Origin of the sequence: Pseudomonas gorinensis (assembly GCF_042015035.1) — a bacterium.
GTDB classification, from domain to species: domain Bacteria; phylum Pseudomonadota; class Gammaproteobacteria; order Pseudomonadales; family Pseudomonadaceae; genus Aquipseudomonas; species Aquipseudomonas gorinensis.
Map to the genome: position 1 here is coordinate 41,517 of NZ_CP167125.1, position 19,081 is coordinate 60,597.

Consider the following 19,081-nt stretch of genomic DNA (forward strand, 5'->3'; position numbering starts at 1 on the left):
ACGGTATGACAGAGCTGTCGCAGGTGCCAGTGACGGCACTCAAGGGTGTCGGTGAAGCCATGGCCGAGAAGCTGGCCAAGGTCGGCCTGGAGAACCTCCAGGACGTGCTGTTCCACCTGCCCCTGCGCTATCAGGATCGCACCCGCGTAGTGCCCATCGGCCACTTGCGGCCTGGACAGGACGCAGTGGTCGAAGGCACCGTCAGCGGCGCCGACGTGGTCATGGGCAAGCGCCGCAGCCTGGTGGTGCGCCTGCAGGACGGCACCGGTGGCCTGAGCCTGCGCTTCTACCATTTCAGCAACGCGCAGAAGGAAGGCCTCAAGCGCGGCACCCGCGTGCGCTGCTACGGCGAGGCGCGGCCCGGCGCTTCTGGCCTGGAAATCTATCATCCGGAATACCGCGCCATTACCGGCGACGAGCCACCGCCGGTCGACACCACGCTCACACCGATCTACCCGTTGACCGAAGGCCTGACCCAACAGCGCCTGCGCCAACTGTGCATGCAGACCCTGACGATGCTCGGCCCCACCAGCCTGCCCGACTGGCTGCCCCAGGAGCTGGCGCGCGACTACCAGCTGGCGCCGCTGGCTGATGCGATTCGCTACCTGCACCACCCACCGGCCGACGCCGATGTCGACGAATTGGCCCTGGGCCATCACTGGGCCCAGCATCGCCTGGCGTTCGAAGAGCTGCTGACCCACCAACTGTCCCAACAGCGCCTACGCGAAAGCATGCGCTCCCTGCGCGCACCAGCGATGCCCAAGGCCACGCGCCTGCCTGCGCAGTACCTGGCCAACCTCGGCTTTGCGCCGACCGGCGCCCAGCAGCGCGTGGGCAATGAAATCGCCTACGACTTGAGCCAGAAGGAGCCCATGCTGCGGCTGATCCAGGGCGACGTGGGCGCAGGCAAGACCGTGGTTGCCGCCCTCGCCGCCTTGCAGGCCCTGGAAGCCGGGTACCAAGTCGCGCTGATGGCGCCCACCGAGATCCTCGCCGAGCAGCACTTCATCACCTTCAAGCGCTGGCTCGAACCCCTGGGCCTGGAAGTGGCATGGCTGGCGGGCAAGCTCAAGGGCAAGAACCGCGCAGCCGCCCTCGAACAGATCGCCGCCGGCGCACCGATGGTGGTGGGTACCCACGCGCTGTTCCAGGACGAAGTGACGTTCAAGAACCTGGCCCTGGTGATCATCGACGAACAACACCGTTTCGGCGTGCAACAACGCCTGGCCCTGCGTCAGAAAGGCGTGGGCGGCCGCATGAGCCCGCACCAACTGATCATGACCGCCACGCCGATCCCGCGCACCCTGGCCATGAGTGCCTACGCCGACCTCGACACCTCGATCCTTGACGAACTGCCCCCCGGCCGAACCCCGGTCAACACCGTGCTGGTCACCGACACCCGCCGCGTGGAAGTGATCGAGCGCGTGCGTGGCGCCTGTGCCGAAGGGCGCCAGGCGTACTGGGTGTGCACGTTGATTGAAGAATCCGAAGAGCTGACCTGCCAGGCCGCCGAGACCACGTACGAAGACCTCACCAGCGCCCTCGGCGAGCTCAAGGTCGGGCTGATCCACGGCCGCATGAAGCCGGCGGAGAAAGCTGCGGTGATGGCCGAATTCAAGGCCGGCAACCTGCAACTGCTGGTGGCCACCACGGTCATCGAAGTCGGTGTGGACGTGCCCAACGCCAGCCTGATGATCATCGAAAACCCCGAGCGCCTGGGCCTGGCGCAACTGCACCAGTTGCGCGGCCGCGTCGGCCGGGGCAGCGCCGCCAGCCACTGTGTGCTGCTCTACCACCCGCCACTGTCGCAGATCGGTCGTCAGCGCCTGGGCATCATGCGTGAAACCAACGACGGTTTTGTCATTGCCGAGAAAGACCTCGAACTGCGCGGCCCCGGCGAGATGCTCGGTACCCGCCAGACCGGCCTGCTGCAATTCAAGGTCGCCGACCTGATGCGCGACGCCGACCTGCTGCCCGCTGTGCGCGATGCGGCGCAAGCGCTGCTGGAGCGCTGGCCGCATCACGTCAGCCCGCTGCTGGATCGCTGGCTTCGCCATGGGCAGCAATACGGCCAAGTGTGACGCCTGACTCACTTATCCGACCTACAGTTGTATCAAGCTGGTTATACTTCGTTGACTGTAAGAAATTGGATCAGGCCATGTCAGAAGTTGCCCTCGCCACAACCCCACTGACCGCCCCGCCGGTTATTCGGGCGTTGCTTGCAAAACTCGCCATCAGCTACACGGAAGTCGCCGAACAACCGGGCCTGAATCCTGCGCAAAAGGTCCAGGCGGTGTTGCTGGAAGATGCCGTGGGCGCACTGATGGTGCTGTTCCCACAGAGCCAGTTGCTCGACCTCAACCGCCTCACCGAACTCACCGGGCGTCGCCTCACGGCGGTATCACCGGATCGCGTCAAGCGCATGCTGGGCAAGCACGACCTGAGCCTGTTGCCGGGCCTGCCACCGCTGACCAGTTCACCGTGCCTGTACGAAGGCAGCCTGCTCAACGAACCCAGCCTGCTGGTGCATTCAGGCGAAGCCGGGGTATTGCTGGAAATCTCCAGCGAAGCCTTCAAGACCATGCTCACCAAGGCCAGCGCCGGCCAGTTCGGTGAGCCGCTGAGCAACATCCGCCCCAACCTCGACCGCCCCAATGATGACCGCGAGGAAATCACCCAAGCGATGCAGGCGTTCACGGCCCGCCGCATCCAGCAACGCCTGGAAGCGACCATCGAGATTCCGCCGCTGGCTGACACCGCGCAGAAGATCATCAAGCTGCGCGTCGACCCCAATGCGACCATCGACGATATCACCGGCGTGGTGGAAACCGACCCGGCCCTGGCCGCCCAGGTGGTCAGTTGGGCCGCATCGCCCTACTACGCCTCGCCGGGCAAGATCCGTTCGGTGGAAGACGCCATCGTGCGCGTGCTGGGCTTTGACCTGGTGATCAACCTGGCGCTTGGCCTGGCCCTGGGCAAAACCCTGAGCCTGCCCAAGGACCACCCGCACCAGGCTACGCCGTACTGGCACCAATCGATCTACACCGCTGCCGTGATCGAAGGCCTGACCCGTGCCATGCCACGCGCCCAGCGCCCCGAAGCCGGCCTGACCTACCTGGCCGGCTTGCTGCACAACTTCGGCTACCTGCTGCTGGCCCATGTGTTCCCGCCGCATTTCTCGCTGATCTGCCGGCACCTGGAGGTCAACCCGCACCTGTGCCACAGCTATGTCGAGCAGCATCTGCTGGGCATCAGCCGCGAGCAGATCGGCGCCTGGCTGATGCGCTACTGGGACATGCCGGACGAACTGTCCACCGCCCTGCGCTTCCAGCACGACCCGACCTACGACGGCCAGTATGCCGAGTACCCGAACCTTGTATGCCTGGCCGTGCGCCTGTTGCGCAGCCGTGGCATTGGTTCCGGCCCGGATGAAACGATCCCGGATGTGCTGCTCGATCGCCTGGGCTTGAGCCGTGACAAGGCCGAGGAAGTGGTGGGCAAAGTGCTGGATGCCGAAGTGCTGTTGCGCGAATTGGCGTCCCAGTTCAGCCAGGGCTGAATCGGTAGCTTGTCAGATCGCTATCGGGGGCAAGCCCCCTCCCACATTTTGATCTGCGAACACAGTCAAGTGTGGGAGGGGGCTTGCCCCCGATGAATCCACCTCGATCTACTTCTTTTTCTTCGGCTTCAAATACTTGGTCAAGCCCTGGAACCAGATCACCAACGCCGGGTTGCCCTTGATCTGGATCGACTTGTCCTGAATCCCCGTCATGAACGCCAATTGCTTGTTCTTCGCCTGCAAGGTGGCGAAGCCGTAGGCCGCATCCTTGAACGCGATGGCAAACGCCGGCGCCGGGTGGACACCCGAGCGGCTGGTGATGCGCTGGTCTTTGACGATGAAATGACGGGCAACCTTGCCGTCGAGGGTCTGCAACTGGAACGCCAGGTCTTTGTCACCCAGCTGTTGCTGGAACGCAGGGTTGGTGCGGCTGGATTTGCCCATCATCAGGCCCAGCACCCACAGGAGAAGACGAAATTTCATAACGGCACAGCCTCAGGAAAATTAACGGCTCGCGCAGTCTAACGATTCCCCTGTAGAACGCCACTATTCCCCCAAGTTAGAAAACCCTCATTGTTTTACTCAGACGCATGACTGCACGGTCAATATTTAAACAGACCACCATTAGACCGGCGCAGGCGAGAATCAACTTGGAATAACGCCATTCCAAACAGGTCTAACTGACTGTCAACTTTAACAGTAGTTATTTCCAGTCCCTGACGCCAACCTTGACGCGAAACTTCCAGGCTCGATAAAAATCATTTAATGGAACTAAAGCCATGAAAACCATTAACAACACATTGGCTGGACAAGTAAGCGCCAATATTGAACTGGGCGGCTCCATACATCCTTTCGTGTCAACATATACCAGCGCAACTTTGAAAGACCATCACGTGGTCATCAAAGCCTCCCAAGCGGTATTTTCACCTTTCCGTATCTATACCGTTGAATTGAAAATTGCCAATGGCGCCGAACCTGGTCCATATCCCTTGGATGGCAAGCCGGGAAATACTGTCGGCCTGGCGTATGACCCACCCACGACGGTTCAGTTGGACTCCTACCGGGACATCGAAGGCGAATTTACGTTGACTGAGACGGCGTCTGAGCAGCAAATCGACGGCACCTTTTACTGCACCGCCAAAAGTTTAAACCCTGAAATCCGCGATTTAGCCACCTTCACTGAGGGCAAGGTATCCTTCCGCAGTGAAACATCACATCGACAAAGTACAGGGTATCTGAGGGGCACGCTTAATTTGCCCACGCCCGACTTCAGCTCAAGCAAACCGCACATGAGCTTCACTGAACCTGGCTTTCTGCAAGTCGTGGCAAACGATGATAACGATGATAAAAACGCGCCTAGACACTTGTGGCTGCACATTCCCACATCAAAGCTGGGTGAAAAAACACTTCCCATTTCCCCCTCTGAGGATGGGGACACCGCTGTCGTCACTTTGATTGCGAAGGTCTTTTATCGCGCCACCTCGGGAACCGTTAACTTCACCTACGATGAACATCTAAAAAAATTGACTGGCACTCTGAACTTCAGCGTCTCTGGCCCAGGCCACGACGATGTCGTATTTTCTGATGGCTCTTTTGAAATCACGGGATTGAGCAAAGCCTAGACAGGCTGATAGCACACCGATTGAACGGGTATCCAGACTCCATTCAATAGAACGCGGTGTAACAATGCCAGCCGATCACCATTGAAGATGAGTGGCTGGCATTGACGGTTTAGAACACCCCCTCGTCCTTACACGTTAGGGCAAGGCACCGGCGCCCAGTCGGCCAGGTTTGGATCGCGGCAAGTGCCTTCGATCTGCGCTTTACCGGCGCTGGCGACCTTCTTGCTTTCATCTTGCTTGGTCTGGGCGGTCTGGAAGGTTTTCTCGGTGTTTACCGCTTCTGTCGGCACGGTTGGAAGAGGCGGCTTTTTCGGCGGTTTGGTGCCTGTACCTTTCTTCTTGTTGCCCGGTGTCACCGCGGGTGTTGCATCGGCCTGGGCCACGGTGACCACGTCGGCACGCTGTACGCCAACCTGCTGCAGGTCCTTCTCGTAGGCTTGGGTGTAGTTGTTCAGGTCTTCGGCGGCTTTGCCGTTGACCGCAACGATCAGGTCATTGGATTCCTTCAGGCCCGAGACGATTTCCGCCAGGCGCTTGCGGCCTTCGGTATCGTTGACGGTCTTGGCTTTACGATCAGCCACCAACTTGGTGAATGCGCTCTGGTAGCACTGCTGGGACGCCCTGGCGTACGCGGTGCTGCGGTCGATGTCAGAGGCACTTTTGTTCACGTCAGCCGCATACGAGGCAATGCGCTGGTTGTCATCGGCGATCTGCTTCTGACGCTCGGTGTAGTAACCCGCTGCGCCGCCGGCCAGGGCGCCGCCCGCTGCGCCGATGGCGGCGTTACGGCCACGGTTTTCCTTGTCGCCGGTCAGCACGCCCAGCAAGGCACCGCCCGCCGCACCGATGGCCGCGCCGGTGACAACCGACTTGGTCATGTTCGAATCGGTGGCGCGCAAGTGCTGCACCGGCTCGTAGCAGTTGGGGTAGTACTCGACCTTGGTGCTCGACGCGACCTTGGAGGCCGGCGACGTGGCGCAACCGGTCAGCACCGTGCTGAAGCCGGCTGCGATCAGCAGCAAGTGACGCTTGGAAACCGCCTTACGGGAAAAAAGCATAGGTGTGTTCTCTTCTAAGTTTGACTTGCCCAGCACGGCCCACTGCCGCCTGAGTCCCTTCCAAGCTCGCCATACAGCCAGCGATCATCGCTGACCGCTCGCTGCGAGCAATTCCTTCAAGATCGTCGCCGGGTCGGCCCGCTGTTGCTTGCGGTAGTTGCCGACATGGCGGACGAACAGTGTCGCGCGCGTCACCAGGCTCTTGCCGAGCACTGGCTTGCGATCCAACTCTTCCTTGATGCGTTGAAACTGCGCCTGGATCACCGCGTCGGTGTAGCGCGTGCCGGTGGCCAGGTTGTCGATATAGATCGCCACCGCGCCATCGAGGGCGCTGCGCCCGTTGTCGATGGCCGTGGCAAACAGCGCCGCGCTGGCCTCGTCCTTATTGTCCAGGGCCTGCTGGCGACTCTTCTGCAGGTTGGCCAGGCGGATGTTGTAGTTGCTGATGGTCTCGGCCACCAATGCCGCCGACTGAATCAGGTTGCCCGCCGCCTCTTCGCGTTGCTGGGCGATCAGCGAGACATTGCGCTTGAGCTCTTCGTTGACCAGCCCAAGCTCGGCCTGCAACTTGGGGTCGACGCTGGCGGCGATGATGCTGTCCAGGCGCTTGGTCGGGTCCTGGGCATCGTCAATGGCGTCGGTCAACGAGGCCAGGCGGCCCTCTTTCTGCCACTGGGCGAACAACTCCTTGTAGCGTGAGCGCGGTGCCGACAACGCACCAATCGCCACGCGGAAACCGGTGGTCTCATTGCTTTGCTCGGTGCCGTCGGCGGCGAACAACGGGTATTCGCGGCGCATGCCGGTAAACAGCGTGCCCTCGCCTTCCAGGTAGTTGCCGCCCTTGACCACAAAGCCGCCGTAGGTGCCCTGGCGGCGTCCGGCGTGTACCAGTTGGAAAGATTCCTGGACCATTTCCGCAGCGTTACCGATCACGTCGAACATGCCGATCGGGTTGGGCAATTTGGTGCCGATGGGCATCAGGCGCGCGGCCTGGCCGGTGCCACCGGCGACCTGGTTGAACACCGCGTAATCGCCGAGCGGGCCGTCGCTCTCGCTGCCTTCGACGCGACGCGGGAACAGGCGCCCTTCCAGGTCCTGGCGGCTGACCGCATGGCCACCGCGGGCCGCGAACTCCCATTCCACTTCGGTAGGCAGGCGCACAAAGCCCAGGCCGCCCTCTTCTGCCGACGAACCGCGCCCGCTGACCGGCAGCAAGTCGCGGTGGTATTTCATCAGCCAGGCGCTGTACACCGCCGAGAAACGCTCGGCCTCAAAGCGCGACAGTTTCACCTTGGGCAAACGCGCGGCCATGCCGGTGGGCGCATCGCAGGCCGGCGCGGGCTCGCCACTGGCCAGCGACTGCGCCTGGGACATCACCTGAGCGTATTGGCGCGCGGTCACTTCGTACTTGCCGATGAAGTACAGCATCGGCTTGAGCGGGGTCTTGGCGTCGGTCTTGGGCATCAACGGTGCGATGACCTTGTTCCAGTCTTTCGGCAAGTCCTTGAGGGTGAATTGGCCGTTGATGAAGTCGCGGCGATAGCCGGAGATAAACGACTGCTGATAGCCCGCCTCGCCTTCGGCAAACGGGTAACCAAGGCTGATCTCGCGGTCGTCCAGGGTGCCCTGGGCCAATACGTAGGCGTAGCGGAACACCATATTGCCTTCGCACGGCAACGGCAGGCTGACGTCGTCGGGCAACGGCTTGGGGTTGTCGAGCTTGTCACTCGCTTCATCGGCCCAGGCCATCGAAGCCAAGGTCAGCGCCACACAGGCGCCCAGTAACTTATACATCTCTGATTCCTTCAGAAGCCTGGATACGCGCCACTCGCCAACCGCCACAGGCCGCCGCCACGGCGCTGACGCCGAGGACTGCAACCAGGGCCAGGCCGTAGTGACGCGCCAGCAGGTGGCTGGCGTATTCGCCCGGCACCTGCACGAATAACTTATTCACCGCTGTCTCGGCCAGGCCATACAGCCCGGCACTGAGCAAGGCGGCAAACCCTGCGCTGTACAGCGCCTGCACCACCACAAACAGCAACAGTGCGCCGGTGGAAAAACCCAACAGGCGCAACACCGACAATTCCCGGCGCTTGCGCGCCACGGCGGCCAGCGCCCCGGCGAAGATCGCCGCAAACGCCCCCGCCAAGGCCAACCCGGCGATGATCCAGAACACGATCGACAGGTTGCGGCTCAACGACTGCACCTGGGCGATGGTCTGCGCCTGGGTCGACACCAACAGATTCTGCGCGGCGAAATACACCCGCAGCGGTTCCACATCGGTGAGGCTGCGCGCATACAGGCGAAATGCCGGGTATACCCGCTGCTCGCTCACAGCCACCTCATCACCGGCCCAACCCAACGCCGGTACCGCACGGCCATCGCGGTAATCTTCCGCCGCTTCCAGCAATCTCAAATCGGCAAACAACCCATCACGCGCGAAGGCTTCCAGCGGCAGCACCGCCAGTACCTGCAAGCGTGTGCGCTGGGCTTCTACACGTCCCGCCACTTGCCGCGCAAAACTGGTCTCCAACCAATCCCCCGGCCGTGCCGCGAGCTTCTCGGCAGCGGTGTGGCTCAGCACGATCTGGTCCAGGCCCTTGGGCATCGGCAGGCCGCTCAACAACGGGTCACTCGCAGCGGTCGGCAGCATTTCCAAGGTCAGCGTGCCGACCTGCGCCGTCGCCGCAATCTGCCGCGTGCGTGGTAAGGCGAACGCCACATCGCTGCGCTGGCCGAGCTGTTCGACAAATGCGCTGCTGAATCGACCACCGCCCAACGGAATAATTTCACGGGTGGCCGGATCGGTCTCCAAACGTTCGGTCAAACTGCTAACCAGTCCAAATTTCAGGCCGAATAACACCAGCAACGGCGCGATCACCGCCACCAGCGCCAACACCGAGCAGGCCGACAGCCAGGCATCGTTGCGGTAATCCTGCCAGGCCAGGGACGCCACCAGAGGGATACGCATCAGCACGCCTCCCCGAGGGTCGCGGTGACGCCGCCGTCGGCGTCGCGGCGACAGCTGATGCGCCGCACCTGCAAGCCGCTGGCGCGGGCCAGGGGTTCGTCATGGGTGGCGATCACACAGGCGGCGCGATGCTCGCAGGCCTGGGCCAGCAGCGCCTGCATGACGCGTTCGGCATTCAATGGGTCAAGGGACGCGGTGGGTTCATCAGCCAGCACCAACTGCGGCGCATGGGCCAAAGCGCGCGCGCAGCTCACGCGTTGGCGCTGGCCCACTGACAGGGCCGCCGGCTTCTTGGCCAACTGGTCGCTGATCTCCAGCTGTTCAGCCAGGCGCGCCACGCTGCCATCGTCCTTCAACCCCAGCAGTTGCCGCGACAGCGCGATATTGCTGCGTACATCCAGAAAGCCCAGCAGCCCGCCGGTTTGCAGCACATAGCCCAGGTGTTGGCTGCGCAGCGCGGCCAGGGTGGATTGCTGATCGGCACGCCACAGCCCGCCAATGTCCTGCTGATTGAATTCGAACCGGCCCACCTGATCAGGCGCCAATACCAGCGCCAGCAGATCCAGCAAGGTGCTCTTGCCACACCCGCTCGGCCCGACAATCGCCAACTGCTCCCCGGCACGCAGGTGCAGTGCCGGGATCACCAGGCTGTAACGCTGGCTGCCGACACCCCGGCTCTTGTGCACCGCACTCAGGTTCAGCATTACGGCAGCGTCGACAAGGGTACGCGGTACAACGCATCGCCCGGCTCGGCGTCGCCGAAACGAACCCAGTTGGCCACGTCATTGTGGAAGGTTTCGTAGAGGCGGATCTTCGAATCCAGCTCGTCGATAAAGTCTTCCTGCTCGGCCACGCTCAACGACAACCACAAATCCTGGGTCATGTTCAGCGACTTGCTGCGGTACGGCAGGCCTTCCAGGTACTCGCCGAGGATCCCGCCATCGGCCAGGTTGCCGCCCTTGCGCAGGGCTTGCGGGTCGCGGCTCATATAGGCTGAGGCGCTGGCGATTTCCTGGAAGAAGTCCTTGGGTGAAGTCTGGGTTTTGCGCGCGGCATCGACGATCAGTTTCAACGACTGTTGCAGGTCATTGAGCTGCAATTTGGTCAACATCACACACACCTGGAACGCCGGCAGTGCCGGGTTGGTCAGGTCGCGGTCGGCGGTCCAGGCGCTGACCAGTTGCGGCGCCTGGCTCGCGGCTTTGCGGCCGAGGAAGTCCATGTGCATGGCATAGCCGACCGCCGCGGATTTATCCGCCAGGCTCGGCGCGCCACTCAGCAACGGCACCGGCTGCGGCGTGTTGCTGCGCACTTGGTGCACTAGGTTGGCGAACACCGTGCCGATCTCATCGACCCGCTCACCCAACTTGCGCACATCCCCCCCCGGTACCGGCGTGTACAGGTCGCCGATCTGTGGGTTGGCGTCGGCGGTGAGGACACGGTATTGGCTCTCGGCGCCGGCGTGGGTTTTCTTGCCAGCGTCGGTGCGCAGGTGCAGGGCGTAGATCTTGATCTGCTTGCCCAGCGCGGCCTGGCGCACTTCGGCTTCGTTCATCTGAGTGGCGGCGAACGGGTCGTTCTTGCGCAGGGCGCCAGCGTCGGTGACCAGCAGGATGATCCGCCCGCCATAGCCGGACCAGTCCATGCCTTCCACGGCCTGCATCACCCCGGCAAACGCATCTTCGTTGAAGGAATGGCTGGACACCGTGGACGCCTTGACCTGGCGCGCCATGTCGAGGAAGCGTTGCGGGTCGCGGCCCTGGTCAAGGCTGATCAGGGTCTTGGCCACGTATTCCAGGCCCGGGGTTTTCTTGATGCTGTTGCGAAAACCGACCAGGCCGAAGCTGACACTGTCCAGTTCGCCACGCTCGGCAATGCGGGTTTGCAGTTCGTGCACCACGTCGCGAACCTGGTCGATATAGGGCTGCATGGAAACGGTGGTATCGACCACCAGCACCACGGCGGTGCGGAAGGCGTCGGCATTGGCGCTCATCACCGGCGTTGCAGGCTTGGCGGCCGCGCTGCCGCCAGGGTCGATGGACGCGACATTCAGCAACTGCACCGGCTGGCCGTTTTCGTCGAAGCTCTCTTTGGAGTCGAAGATCGGCAACAGGTAGAACTGGTTCTGCGGCACCGCACTGGCAGCCGGCTCCAAGGCCAGGACCTGGCCGTTGTCTTCGCTGTTTTTCTGCGCCTTGGCCAACACGCCTTTGGCCGCGGCAGGATCAGCCAGCAGCTTTTCCACTTCCGCGGATTGGCGCAGGAACATCACCGGCGCCCGGCCGGAGCGTTCGGTGAACTTGAGCACCAGGCTTTGCTTCCAGTCGCTGACCTGGGCGGCGGGCAACCAACCGTCGCTGCGGCCATCGGTGGCGGCGCCGACACGAACCCACGGGCTGCCGTCGACGTCCTTACGCTGATACACGTAGAGCACGGAGAACGCCGGCAGGGCCTTGCCCGACGTGCTGCCGGCCTCATTCGACAGTTTGGCGCCGGGCTTGCTGAGGACGCGCTGGAACAGGGTCTTCTTGCCGGCCATCAACAACGGACGTTGGCCGCCATCCACTTCAGCCACCGCCACGGGTGGCGTTGCTTGTGGCACTTCGGCTACCGCCGCAGGCGGCTTGGCCTGCGGCACGACGGCAACCGGCGGCTTGGCCGGTTCATCACGGCCGCTCAACCACCAGTAGCTGCCGCCACCAATGGCCAATGCCACGGCCACCGCCACGGCGGCCAGTGCCAACACCGGCCCACGGCGCTGCTCGGACACGGCGTTATGCTGGGTCGGTGTCACCACCGGCTGGCGCACCGGTTGCGGCTGGGGTTTATCGGTCGGGATGTCGATGGTGACCGGTGTCATGCCCGCCAGATCAAAACTCAGCGGGATCGGCAACGGCCGCACCAGCGTGGCCTCTGGCGAGTCCGCCGGCAGCCGGTCCAGTGCCGCCAACAACGCCGCCGCATCCGGGAAACGCTCCGCCGGGTCCTTGGCCAACAGCTTGCGCAGCACGCCCTGATAACGGCCATGGTGCACCGGCAACTCCGGCAAGGGTTCGGTCAGGTGCGCCAGCGCCGTGGACAGCGCATCGGTGCCGTTATACGGCAGCTTGCCGACGAGGATTTCATACAGCACCACGCCCAGGGCGTAGAGGTCGGCACGGCCATCGATCTCCTGGCCCCGTGCCTGCTCCGGGCTCATGTAGCTCGGCGTGCCCACCGCAAACCCGGCCTGGGTGAACTGGGTACGGTCGTCCAGGGACTTGGCGATACCGAAGTCCGACAACACCGCAGTGCCGTCAGCACGGAACAGGATGTTCGCCGGCTTGACGTCGCGGTGCACCAACCCCTGGGCATGCGCATAGCCCAGCGCCGAGGCAATCTGGCGAATCAACGTCACGCCCTGCTCTGGCGTCAGGCCCGCGGCGATGCGCTCCTTGAGCGTGCCGTTGGGCAGGTACTCCATGGCCATGTAATACAGCTCACCGACATTGCCGATGTCATGGATGGTCACCGTATGCGGGTGCGACAAGCGCGCCAGGGTCTTGCCCTCGCGCAGGAAGCGTTCGCAGAAACTCGGGTCGGCCGCCAGCGCCGCCGCCATCACTTTCAACGCCACCTTGCGCTCCAGCGAGCGCTGGGTCGCCAGGTACACGCTGGCCATGGCGCCTTCGCCGATCTCGCCTTCGATGTCGTAGCCCGGAATCACAATGTTCATGCCGATACCTTCACGACGATGGCGGTGATGTTGTCCGGCGCGCCGCGGTTAAGCCCCAGGTGCACCAGGCTGCGCACGATTTCGTCCGGCGCGTCGTGGCTGAGCACTTCGCGGATCTCATGGTCTTCGACGGTCTTGTTCAGGCCATCGCTGCACAGCAGGTAGCTGTCACCCGGGGCGATCAACAGGTCGACCACCGCCAGTTCCAACTGGGCCTCTACGCCAATGGCGCGGGTGACGATGTTGGCGCGCGGATGCACGCGCGCGTCGGCTTCGCTGAGCAGGCCGCTGTCTTGCAGGTCCTGCACGTAGCTGTGGTCGCGGGAGATACCTTCGAGCACGCCGTCGCGCAGGCGGTACAGGCGACTGTCGCCAGCCCACAGGCACACACCGCGCAAGCCGCGGGCGGCGAGCACCACCACGGTGCTGCCCATCATGGTCACACCACGGTTGGCGGTTTCTTCACGCACGGCGGCATTGATACGGAGCAGGTCATTGCGCAAGGCCGCCGAGTATTCCTCGAGGGACCGACCCAACGGCACGCTGCGCAAGCTGTCGACGATCAGGCTGCTGACGTAATCCCCCGCCGCATGCCCGCCCATACCGTCGGCCACCACCCACAGGCGGTTTTCCGGCAGGTCCAGGCAGGCGTCTTCGTTGACCTGGCGGACCATGCCCACATGGCTTTTGCTCGCGGATACATACGTCGCCCCCATCTACATCACACCCTCTTGTCCGAGCAAAAACTGCGCAAAATCGCCGGTGGCGGGCAGGCCCTGACACCGCAATAAACCAGGGGAAATCGTCTGCGAACCACGGCCCCACCACAGGCTGGCACCGTCGCAGGCCTGTTCGGCGAGCGCGGTCATGCGCTGGTGGGGCTCGGTGGCGGCCACACGTTGCAGGCCGGCGAAACGGCTGTCGACCGCTCGCGGCTCAATCGCCGGCAAGCCCAAGCTGTCGAGGCCATCGTTGAAGCGTTCAAAGGTAGCGTCGGCGTCGAGGGTGCCGAGCAACAGCTCTTCGGCCTGTTCGAACCAGGTGTCCGGACCGCCCACCAGAGAAGCCGGGTTGGTGTCGTGATCGAGCAAGGCCACCACCGCCAGCGGGAAATACCGCCCCACCCGATCGATGCTCGGCATCACCACGCCCGCCGCCGCGTTCGGTCCGCACACACCCGGCGCCAACACAAAGCGCCACAGCGGGCTGACCAGGTACACGTTGAGCCACTCGGCGCCCAGGCTCTGCTGGCTGGCGAGCAAACCCGCCGCCAACCAGCTGTCCCATGGGCCAATAAAGCTCTGGGGCAAGGCGCGGCTGACAAAGTCCCCACGACTGGCCAACTTGCCGTAGAAACCCAGCGTCGTCATAACCGCTCCGGCAGGCTGAAGCCGCTGAGCACGCGACTCTTGAACGGATTGAAGGCGCTGTTGGCGCGCAACTCGTAGGCGATGCTCGCCCCATCCACACGCAGGCGCAGGTTAAAGCGATCAGGCGAGTTGCCGGCGGTAAGGTCCGATTGCTCCAACAGGCGGAACCAAGCCCACGGGCCATCCAGGGTCACACCGGAGCGGCCACTGGCCGACGGCGGCATGATGGAAATTCGCACCACACCAATGCTGCCGGGGTTTGGCCATTGCATCGCCACCGGGCGGCTCGGGCCGTGGTCGTAGCTCAGTTGCTGGCCGTCAAGGTCAAGCAGGAACTGGGTAATGCTCGGGTCCATCGACACTGGCTTGAGTTCGAAGCGCACGATGGGTTGGGTACCCCCGGAGCGGAAGAACGCATCGCGGATCGTCGCGGCACGCTGGAAGGTTTGCAGCACGCCCGGTGCAATCCCGAGCTTCTGCGCCGCGCCCGGCTGCCAGCGCCAGGTCTGCGCCGAGGTGTCCACATACGGCTGCAGGTACTTGCGGAAGTAATTGTCCATCACCCCGCCCACGCCAAAGAACTGCCCGAAGTCATCCAGGGTGGCGTCACGCGTACTGCCCGGCGACATCGGGTAGCGCCCTGCCAGGGACTGACGATACACGTTGACCACTTCGCTGACCCAGGCCGCGTTCAGTTGGTTACGCACACCGCCCATCATGCTGTTGGTGGTGGAGTTGACCACCGACTTGACCATGCCTTGCACCAAAGGTGGCTGGCGCTCGGCATTCAGGCTGACCCGCGTGGCCGCAGCCGCCGCCTGGTTCTTCGCCTCACCCAGCAAGGCGTCGCCGCTGGCACCGACCATGGCGCTGACCTGCACATATAGCGCATTCATGTCCGACAACAGGCCGTCGATGGCAGCCGGTTCGCCTTCGTTCTTGCTGACGATGCTGTTGAGTTCGGCGAAGTGTGCGGTCACCGGATCATCCGCGGCGGCCGGGGCATTCGCGGTCGGTTGCTCCTGGCCGAGCAGGCTGCCCAGGCGCTCCTTGAGCTTGTCCACCCCACCTTCCACCGGTACACCCTTGGCGGCCAATTGGCGCTCTTCCGCTTGCAGGTCGGTTTCCTTGGCCACCGCCACCAGCAGTTTTTTCAGCGGCGAGGTGGGTCCGGAAATCACCCGCAGCACATCGGCTGCCTGGGCCACGCTGGTGATCGGTACAAAGTCGATGTCGGCGAGCAACGCGTCCCACTGGCGCTGGTAGTCCTGGAAGTACAGGCGACGCACATCGGCGGCCAGGCTGACCACGTTCTGCTGATCGGCCTGCTCACGGCCCAGTACCCATTGCTCTTCGGCCAGGGTACCGGTCTGGTTCAGGCTGCTCAGCAGGAACGCCTGGCGATAGCCCTTGGCGGTAAAGAAACCACTCAGCGGCTCACCCAGCGGCTTGCCACTTTTGCGGCTGAACACCAGCGCAGCATCACGGCCGGCGGCTTCGTTGATGCGGAAGTCCGGGATGCCTTCAGGCAATTTCTGACGTTTGACCCGGTCGTAGACACGCTGGGCCACCGGCAGTTGTTGCAACTGGCGACGCAGGTCGTCGATCAAACGCGGATCGAGGCGTGCGCTCGGCGGGTGCCGTTCGAACAACGCCTGCAGGTGCCCGGCCAACGCCTGGCGCTGATCGGCGGGCAGGTCACGGGGCAGGTTGCGGTCCCAATCGAGGGCGATCCAGGCCTTGATGAAGTCCGGGTCGTAATGCTCGGTGTCGGCGAGCATCAGGTAGGCCTTGAGGCCCTCGTAAAGGAAGTCGGAATTGCCGCCGCCGTGCAGTTGCTCTTCGATACGCGTCACCAGGCGTGGCGCGAAGACCGCGATCAGCAGCTTGCGGTAGACGCTGGCGGACTCGGCTTCCAGCATGTCGCCTTGATACAGCCCAAGGCCCTCGGACCAGCTGGGCGAATCGCCTGCCAGGTTCTTCACCGCATTGAGCAGCGGTAGCACGGCCAGCACTTCGCGCTGCGCCGGGCTGAGGTTCTGGACGGTCTGGCCCAGGGGCGCGACCTTCTGGTCGACCTGGGCGATATACGCCTGGTTGGCGCGATAACTCACCCACCACAAGCTGCTGACCACGATCACCAAGGCCACGGTGGCCGCGAGCACACCGCGTGCGATCCACTTGCGCCGGCGCTCAACTTTCGGGTTCACACCCACCAGTCCACGTTCGGCAAAAGCCACGGCGGTGAAGAGTTTTTCGATGAAGTAACTGCGCCCGGTACCGCTCTGGCGCGCCAGGTGCTGGCGGTCCAGGTTCATGCTCTGGGCCATGGCGCCAATCAGGCGGTCAATTGGGCTGCCTTCCTGGGTACCGCTGGTGAAGTACACCCCGCGCAGCAACACGCGTTCTTCAAAGGCGTTGGGCTTGAATACGCCTTCGAGGAAGCTTTGCAGGCAATCCTTCAGGGCGCCGAACTGTTGCGGGAAACCGTAGATCAGGTCGCGCCGCGCCGGGTCGCGCTCCTGTTGCAGGCGCTCCACCAGGCGTTCGTTGAGGCGCTGTTCCAGGCCGGCGAATTCGCTTTGCAGGTGGGCCAGCGGGCTGTCGCTGTTCTTGCCGTCATCCAGGGCAAAGGTCATGCCCCACACCTGGGCGCGTTCTTCCTTGCTCAGGTTGTCGAAGAACTCCATGAAGCCCGGCACCAGGTCGAGCTTGGTCAGCATCAGGTAGATCGGGAAACGCACGCCCAATTGGGTGTACAGCTCCTGGATACGCAGGCGGATCGCCGCCGCATGGGCGGCGCGTTCGGCGTCGGTACCCAGCAGCAGGTCCGAGAGGCTGATAGCGATAAAGGCACCATCGATCGGGCGACGCGAGCGCTGCTTTTTCAGCAGGTCGAGAAAGCCCAGCCAGGCGGCTTTATCCACCGTGGAATTGCTGTCCTGGGTGGTATAGCGGCCTGCGGTGTCGAGCAATACCGCCTGGTCGGTAAACCACCAGTCGCAATTGCGCGTGCCGCCGACACCACGCACCGCACCGGCGCCCAGTTGCGCGGCCAGCGGGAAATGCAGCCCGGAATTGACCAGCGCAGTGGTCTTGCCCGAGCCTGGCGGGCCGATGATCACGTACCACGGCAGCTCATAGAGATTGCGGCGTTCGTCACCACCAAGCTTGGCCTTTTTCAACAGGGCCAAGGCTTCGTCCATGCGCTGGCGCAAGCTCGACAATTCTTCGGCGGTGGCCACGCTGTTGGGGTCGGCCGGGGTTTCCGCCGCCAGGCTGCGCATCACTTCGGCCGCCTGACGGCGCGCCTGGATGATGCGGAACACCCGATAGGCAATCCACACCGCAAAGATCAGCACGATCAGCGCCCAGCGCCGCCCTTCCGGAACCAGCCCATCGAGCAGCGGCCCCACAAACCAGATGATCAGGCTCAGGGCGATCAGGCCCAGTACGGGGATCACCCAGCGAATCATGAAACTGAAAAACGCCTTCACTCGACGCCCTCCGCCAATACGGTGATTTCAACCCGGCGATTGCGGGCACGGCCTTCGGCGGTGGCGTTGGTGGCCACCGGCTCGGTGTCGCTGCGGCCTTCGGCGCTGAAGCGGTCGCCTTGGCCGGTCTTGGCTGCCAGGATGTCCAGCACCGACTTGGCCCGCGCTTCGGACAGCGCCCAGTTGGACGGGAAGCGCAGCGTGGCAATCGGGCGGTTGTCGCTGTGCCCGGTGACACGCACCTGGCCCTTGACCTTGCGAATGGCGTCGGCGATGCGCAGCATCAGCGGCTGGTAGTCATCGACGATGCTGGAGCTGGCGGACGCAAAGAGTTCGTCGCCACGAATGGTCACGACTGAACGGTCGACCTGATCTTCTACTGCCACACGACCCGCCTTGATGTCCTCCGCCAGGAAGCCGGCCAGGCGTGGCCGCTCGATGACTTTGGGCTGCGCCACCGGACGGTCGATGGCCTGCACCGGGATCTCGCCCAAGGCATGAATGTTCTTGAACACCGGCTCGGCGTCCGATGCCAGCTTCATGCGCAAGCCGAACAGCAACGCCAGCAGCAGCGCCAGGCCGATAGCCACCGCGATCCATGGCGGCATGAACTGCGCCAGGCGATCCCGCGCGACGCTGACGCCGCGCCAGTGCGGCGATAACTCGCGTTCGTGGTCGCCACGGGCACTGCGAATCGCCGCAGCGGTGCGCTCACGCAGGGCTTCCAACTGGCTGCGACCGTCGTTGATCACGCGGTAGCGGCCCTCGAACCCGAGGCACATGCACAGGTACAACAATTCCAGCAGGTACAGGCGCTCGCGCGGGCTTTGCAGGCAGTGGTCGAGCAACTGGAAGACTTTTTCGCCGCCCCAGGCTTCGTTATGCACGGTGATCAACAGGCTCTGCTTGCCCCAGTCGCTGGTGCTGCCCCACGGCGTGCTCAACACCGCTTCATCGAGGGCGGTGCAGAGCGCATACCGCGCCAGCAGCACTTCATTGCGTGCCACACCGGCCGCTTCCGCACGTTCTTCGAACTGGCGCAGGTAGGCCAGCAGTTGCGCACGCAAGCTGGCCGGTGCGGGGTGGGCAATGGTGTTGCGCAGGCGTGTCAGCAACGCCAATAGCGGGCCGGCGGCGCTTTCCAGCGGGTTAAGCCCCTGGCTTTTGCCGGTCAGGATCGGTGCCGCCGGCATCGACAGCGGCGCCGGCTCTGCACGCACAGGTTCCGGCGCACGGCCACCCGGGCGCGGCATGAACTGGGTGCGGTCATCATCATTGGGATGCATCGC

General features: G+C 63.5%; 13 protein-coding genes. 3 read left to right on the forward strand and 10 right to left on the reverse strand.

Features of this window, described 5'->3' with window-relative positions:
- Nucleotides 1-5: 5 nt before the first annotated feature.
- Complete coding sequence (gene recG / locus AB7933_RS00225; protein WP_024078114.1) at nucleotides 6-2,081, forward strand: ATP-dependent DNA helicase RecG; 2,076 nt, start codon at nucleotides 6-8, stop codon at nucleotides 2,079-2,081.
- Nucleotides 2,082-2,158: 77 nt separating this feature from the next.
- Nucleotides 2,159-3,559, forward strand: coding sequence for an aminoacyl-tRNA deacylase and HDOD domain-containing protein (locus AB7933_RS00230; RefSeq protein ID WP_024078115.1), 1,401 nt, complete (start codon nucleotides 2,159-2,161; stop codon nucleotides 3,557-3,559).
- A gap of 108 nt (nucleotides 3,560-3,667) precedes the next feature.
- Here AB7933_RS00230 and AB7933_RS00235 read toward each other — a convergent pair whose 3' ends face one another.
- Nucleotides 3,668-4,042: a hypothetical protein gene (locus AB7933_RS00235; RefSeq protein ID WP_024078116.1), complete on the reverse strand. Its 375-nt coding sequence runs from the start codon at nucleotides 4,040-4,042 to the stop codon at nucleotides 3,668-3,670.
- A gap of 296 nt (nucleotides 4,043-4,338) precedes the next feature.
- Here AB7933_RS00235 and AB7933_RS00240 point away from each other — a divergent pair, with 296 nt between their 5' ends.
- Complete coding sequence (locus AB7933_RS00240) at nucleotides 4,339-5,181, forward strand: DUF6252 family protein (protein WP_024078117.1); 843 nt, start codon at nucleotides 4,339-4,341, stop codon at nucleotides 5,179-5,181.
- A gap of 128 nt (nucleotides 5,182-5,309) precedes the next feature.
- On the opposite strand, the gene tagQ is transcribed toward AB7933_RS00240, so the two are convergent.
- The 9 genes from tagQ to AB7933_RS00285 form a co-directional block, all read right to left on the reverse strand.
- The gene (tagQ, locus tag AB7933_RS00245; RefSeq protein WP_041161054.1) at nucleotides 5,310-6,239 is read right to left on the reverse strand and encodes a type VI secretion system-associated lipoprotein TagQ; all 930 of its coding nucleotides are present in this window, start codon (nucleotides 6,237-6,239) and stop codon (nucleotides 5,310-5,312) included.
- Nucleotides 6,240-6,323: 84 nt separating this feature from the next.
- Nucleotides 6,324-8,033 carry a formylglycine-generating enzyme family protein gene (locus AB7933_RS00250; protein ID WP_024078119.1) on the reverse strand — a complete coding sequence of 570 codons (1,710 nt, stop codon included), beginning with the start codon at nucleotides 8,031-8,033 and terminating at the stop codon, nucleotides 6,324-6,326.
- Nucleotides 8,026-9,210 carry an ABC transporter permease gene (locus AB7933_RS00255; RefSeq protein WP_024078120.1) on the reverse strand — a complete coding sequence of 395 codons (1,185 nt, stop codon included), beginning with the start codon at nucleotides 9,208-9,210 and terminating at the stop codon, nucleotides 8,026-8,028. Before AB7933_RS00255 ends, AB7933_RS00250 begins: the two co-directional genes overlap by 8 nt.
- Entirely contained in the window at nucleotides 9,210-9,914 is a 705-nt protein-coding gene (locus tag AB7933_RS00260; RefSeq protein WP_024078121.1) for an ABC transporter ATP-binding protein, read from the reverse strand. Before AB7933_RS00260 ends, AB7933_RS00255 begins: the two co-directional genes overlap by 1 nt.
- Complete coding sequence (locus AB7933_RS00265; protein ID WP_024078122.1) at nucleotides 9,914-12,925, reverse strand: serine/threonine-protein kinase; 3,012 nt, start codon at nucleotides 12,923-12,925, stop codon at nucleotides 9,914-9,916. The genes AB7933_RS00260 and AB7933_RS00265 overlap by 1 nt, the downstream gene beginning before the upstream one ends.
- A complete protein-coding gene (locus AB7933_RS00270; protein WP_024078123.1) occupies nucleotides 12,922-13,641 on the reverse strand; it encodes a PP2C family protein-serine/threonine phosphatase in 720 nt (239 codons plus the stop codon). Before AB7933_RS00270 ends, AB7933_RS00265 begins: the two co-directional genes overlap by 4 nt.
- Complete coding sequence (gene tagF / locus AB7933_RS00275; protein ID WP_024078124.1) at nucleotides 13,642-14,295, reverse strand: type VI secretion system-associated protein TagF; 654 nt, start codon at nucleotides 14,293-14,295, stop codon at nucleotides 13,642-13,644. It lies immediately after the preceding gene.
- Nucleotides 14,292-17,792, reverse strand: coding sequence for a type VI secretion system membrane subunit TssM (gene tssM / locus AB7933_RS00280; protein WP_024078125.1), 3,501 nt, complete (start codon nucleotides 17,790-17,792; stop codon nucleotides 14,292-14,294). The genes tagF and tssM overlap by 4 nt, the downstream gene beginning before the upstream one ends.
- Nucleotides 17,789-19,078 carry a DotU family type VI secretion system protein gene (locus AB7933_RS00285; RefSeq protein ID WP_024078126.1) on the reverse strand — a complete coding sequence of 430 codons (1,290 nt, stop codon included), beginning with the start codon at nucleotides 19,076-19,078 and terminating at the stop codon, nucleotides 17,789-17,791. Before AB7933_RS00285 ends, tssM begins: the two co-directional genes overlap by 4 nt.
- Between the last annotated feature and the right edge of the window lie 3 nt (nucleotides 19,079-19,081).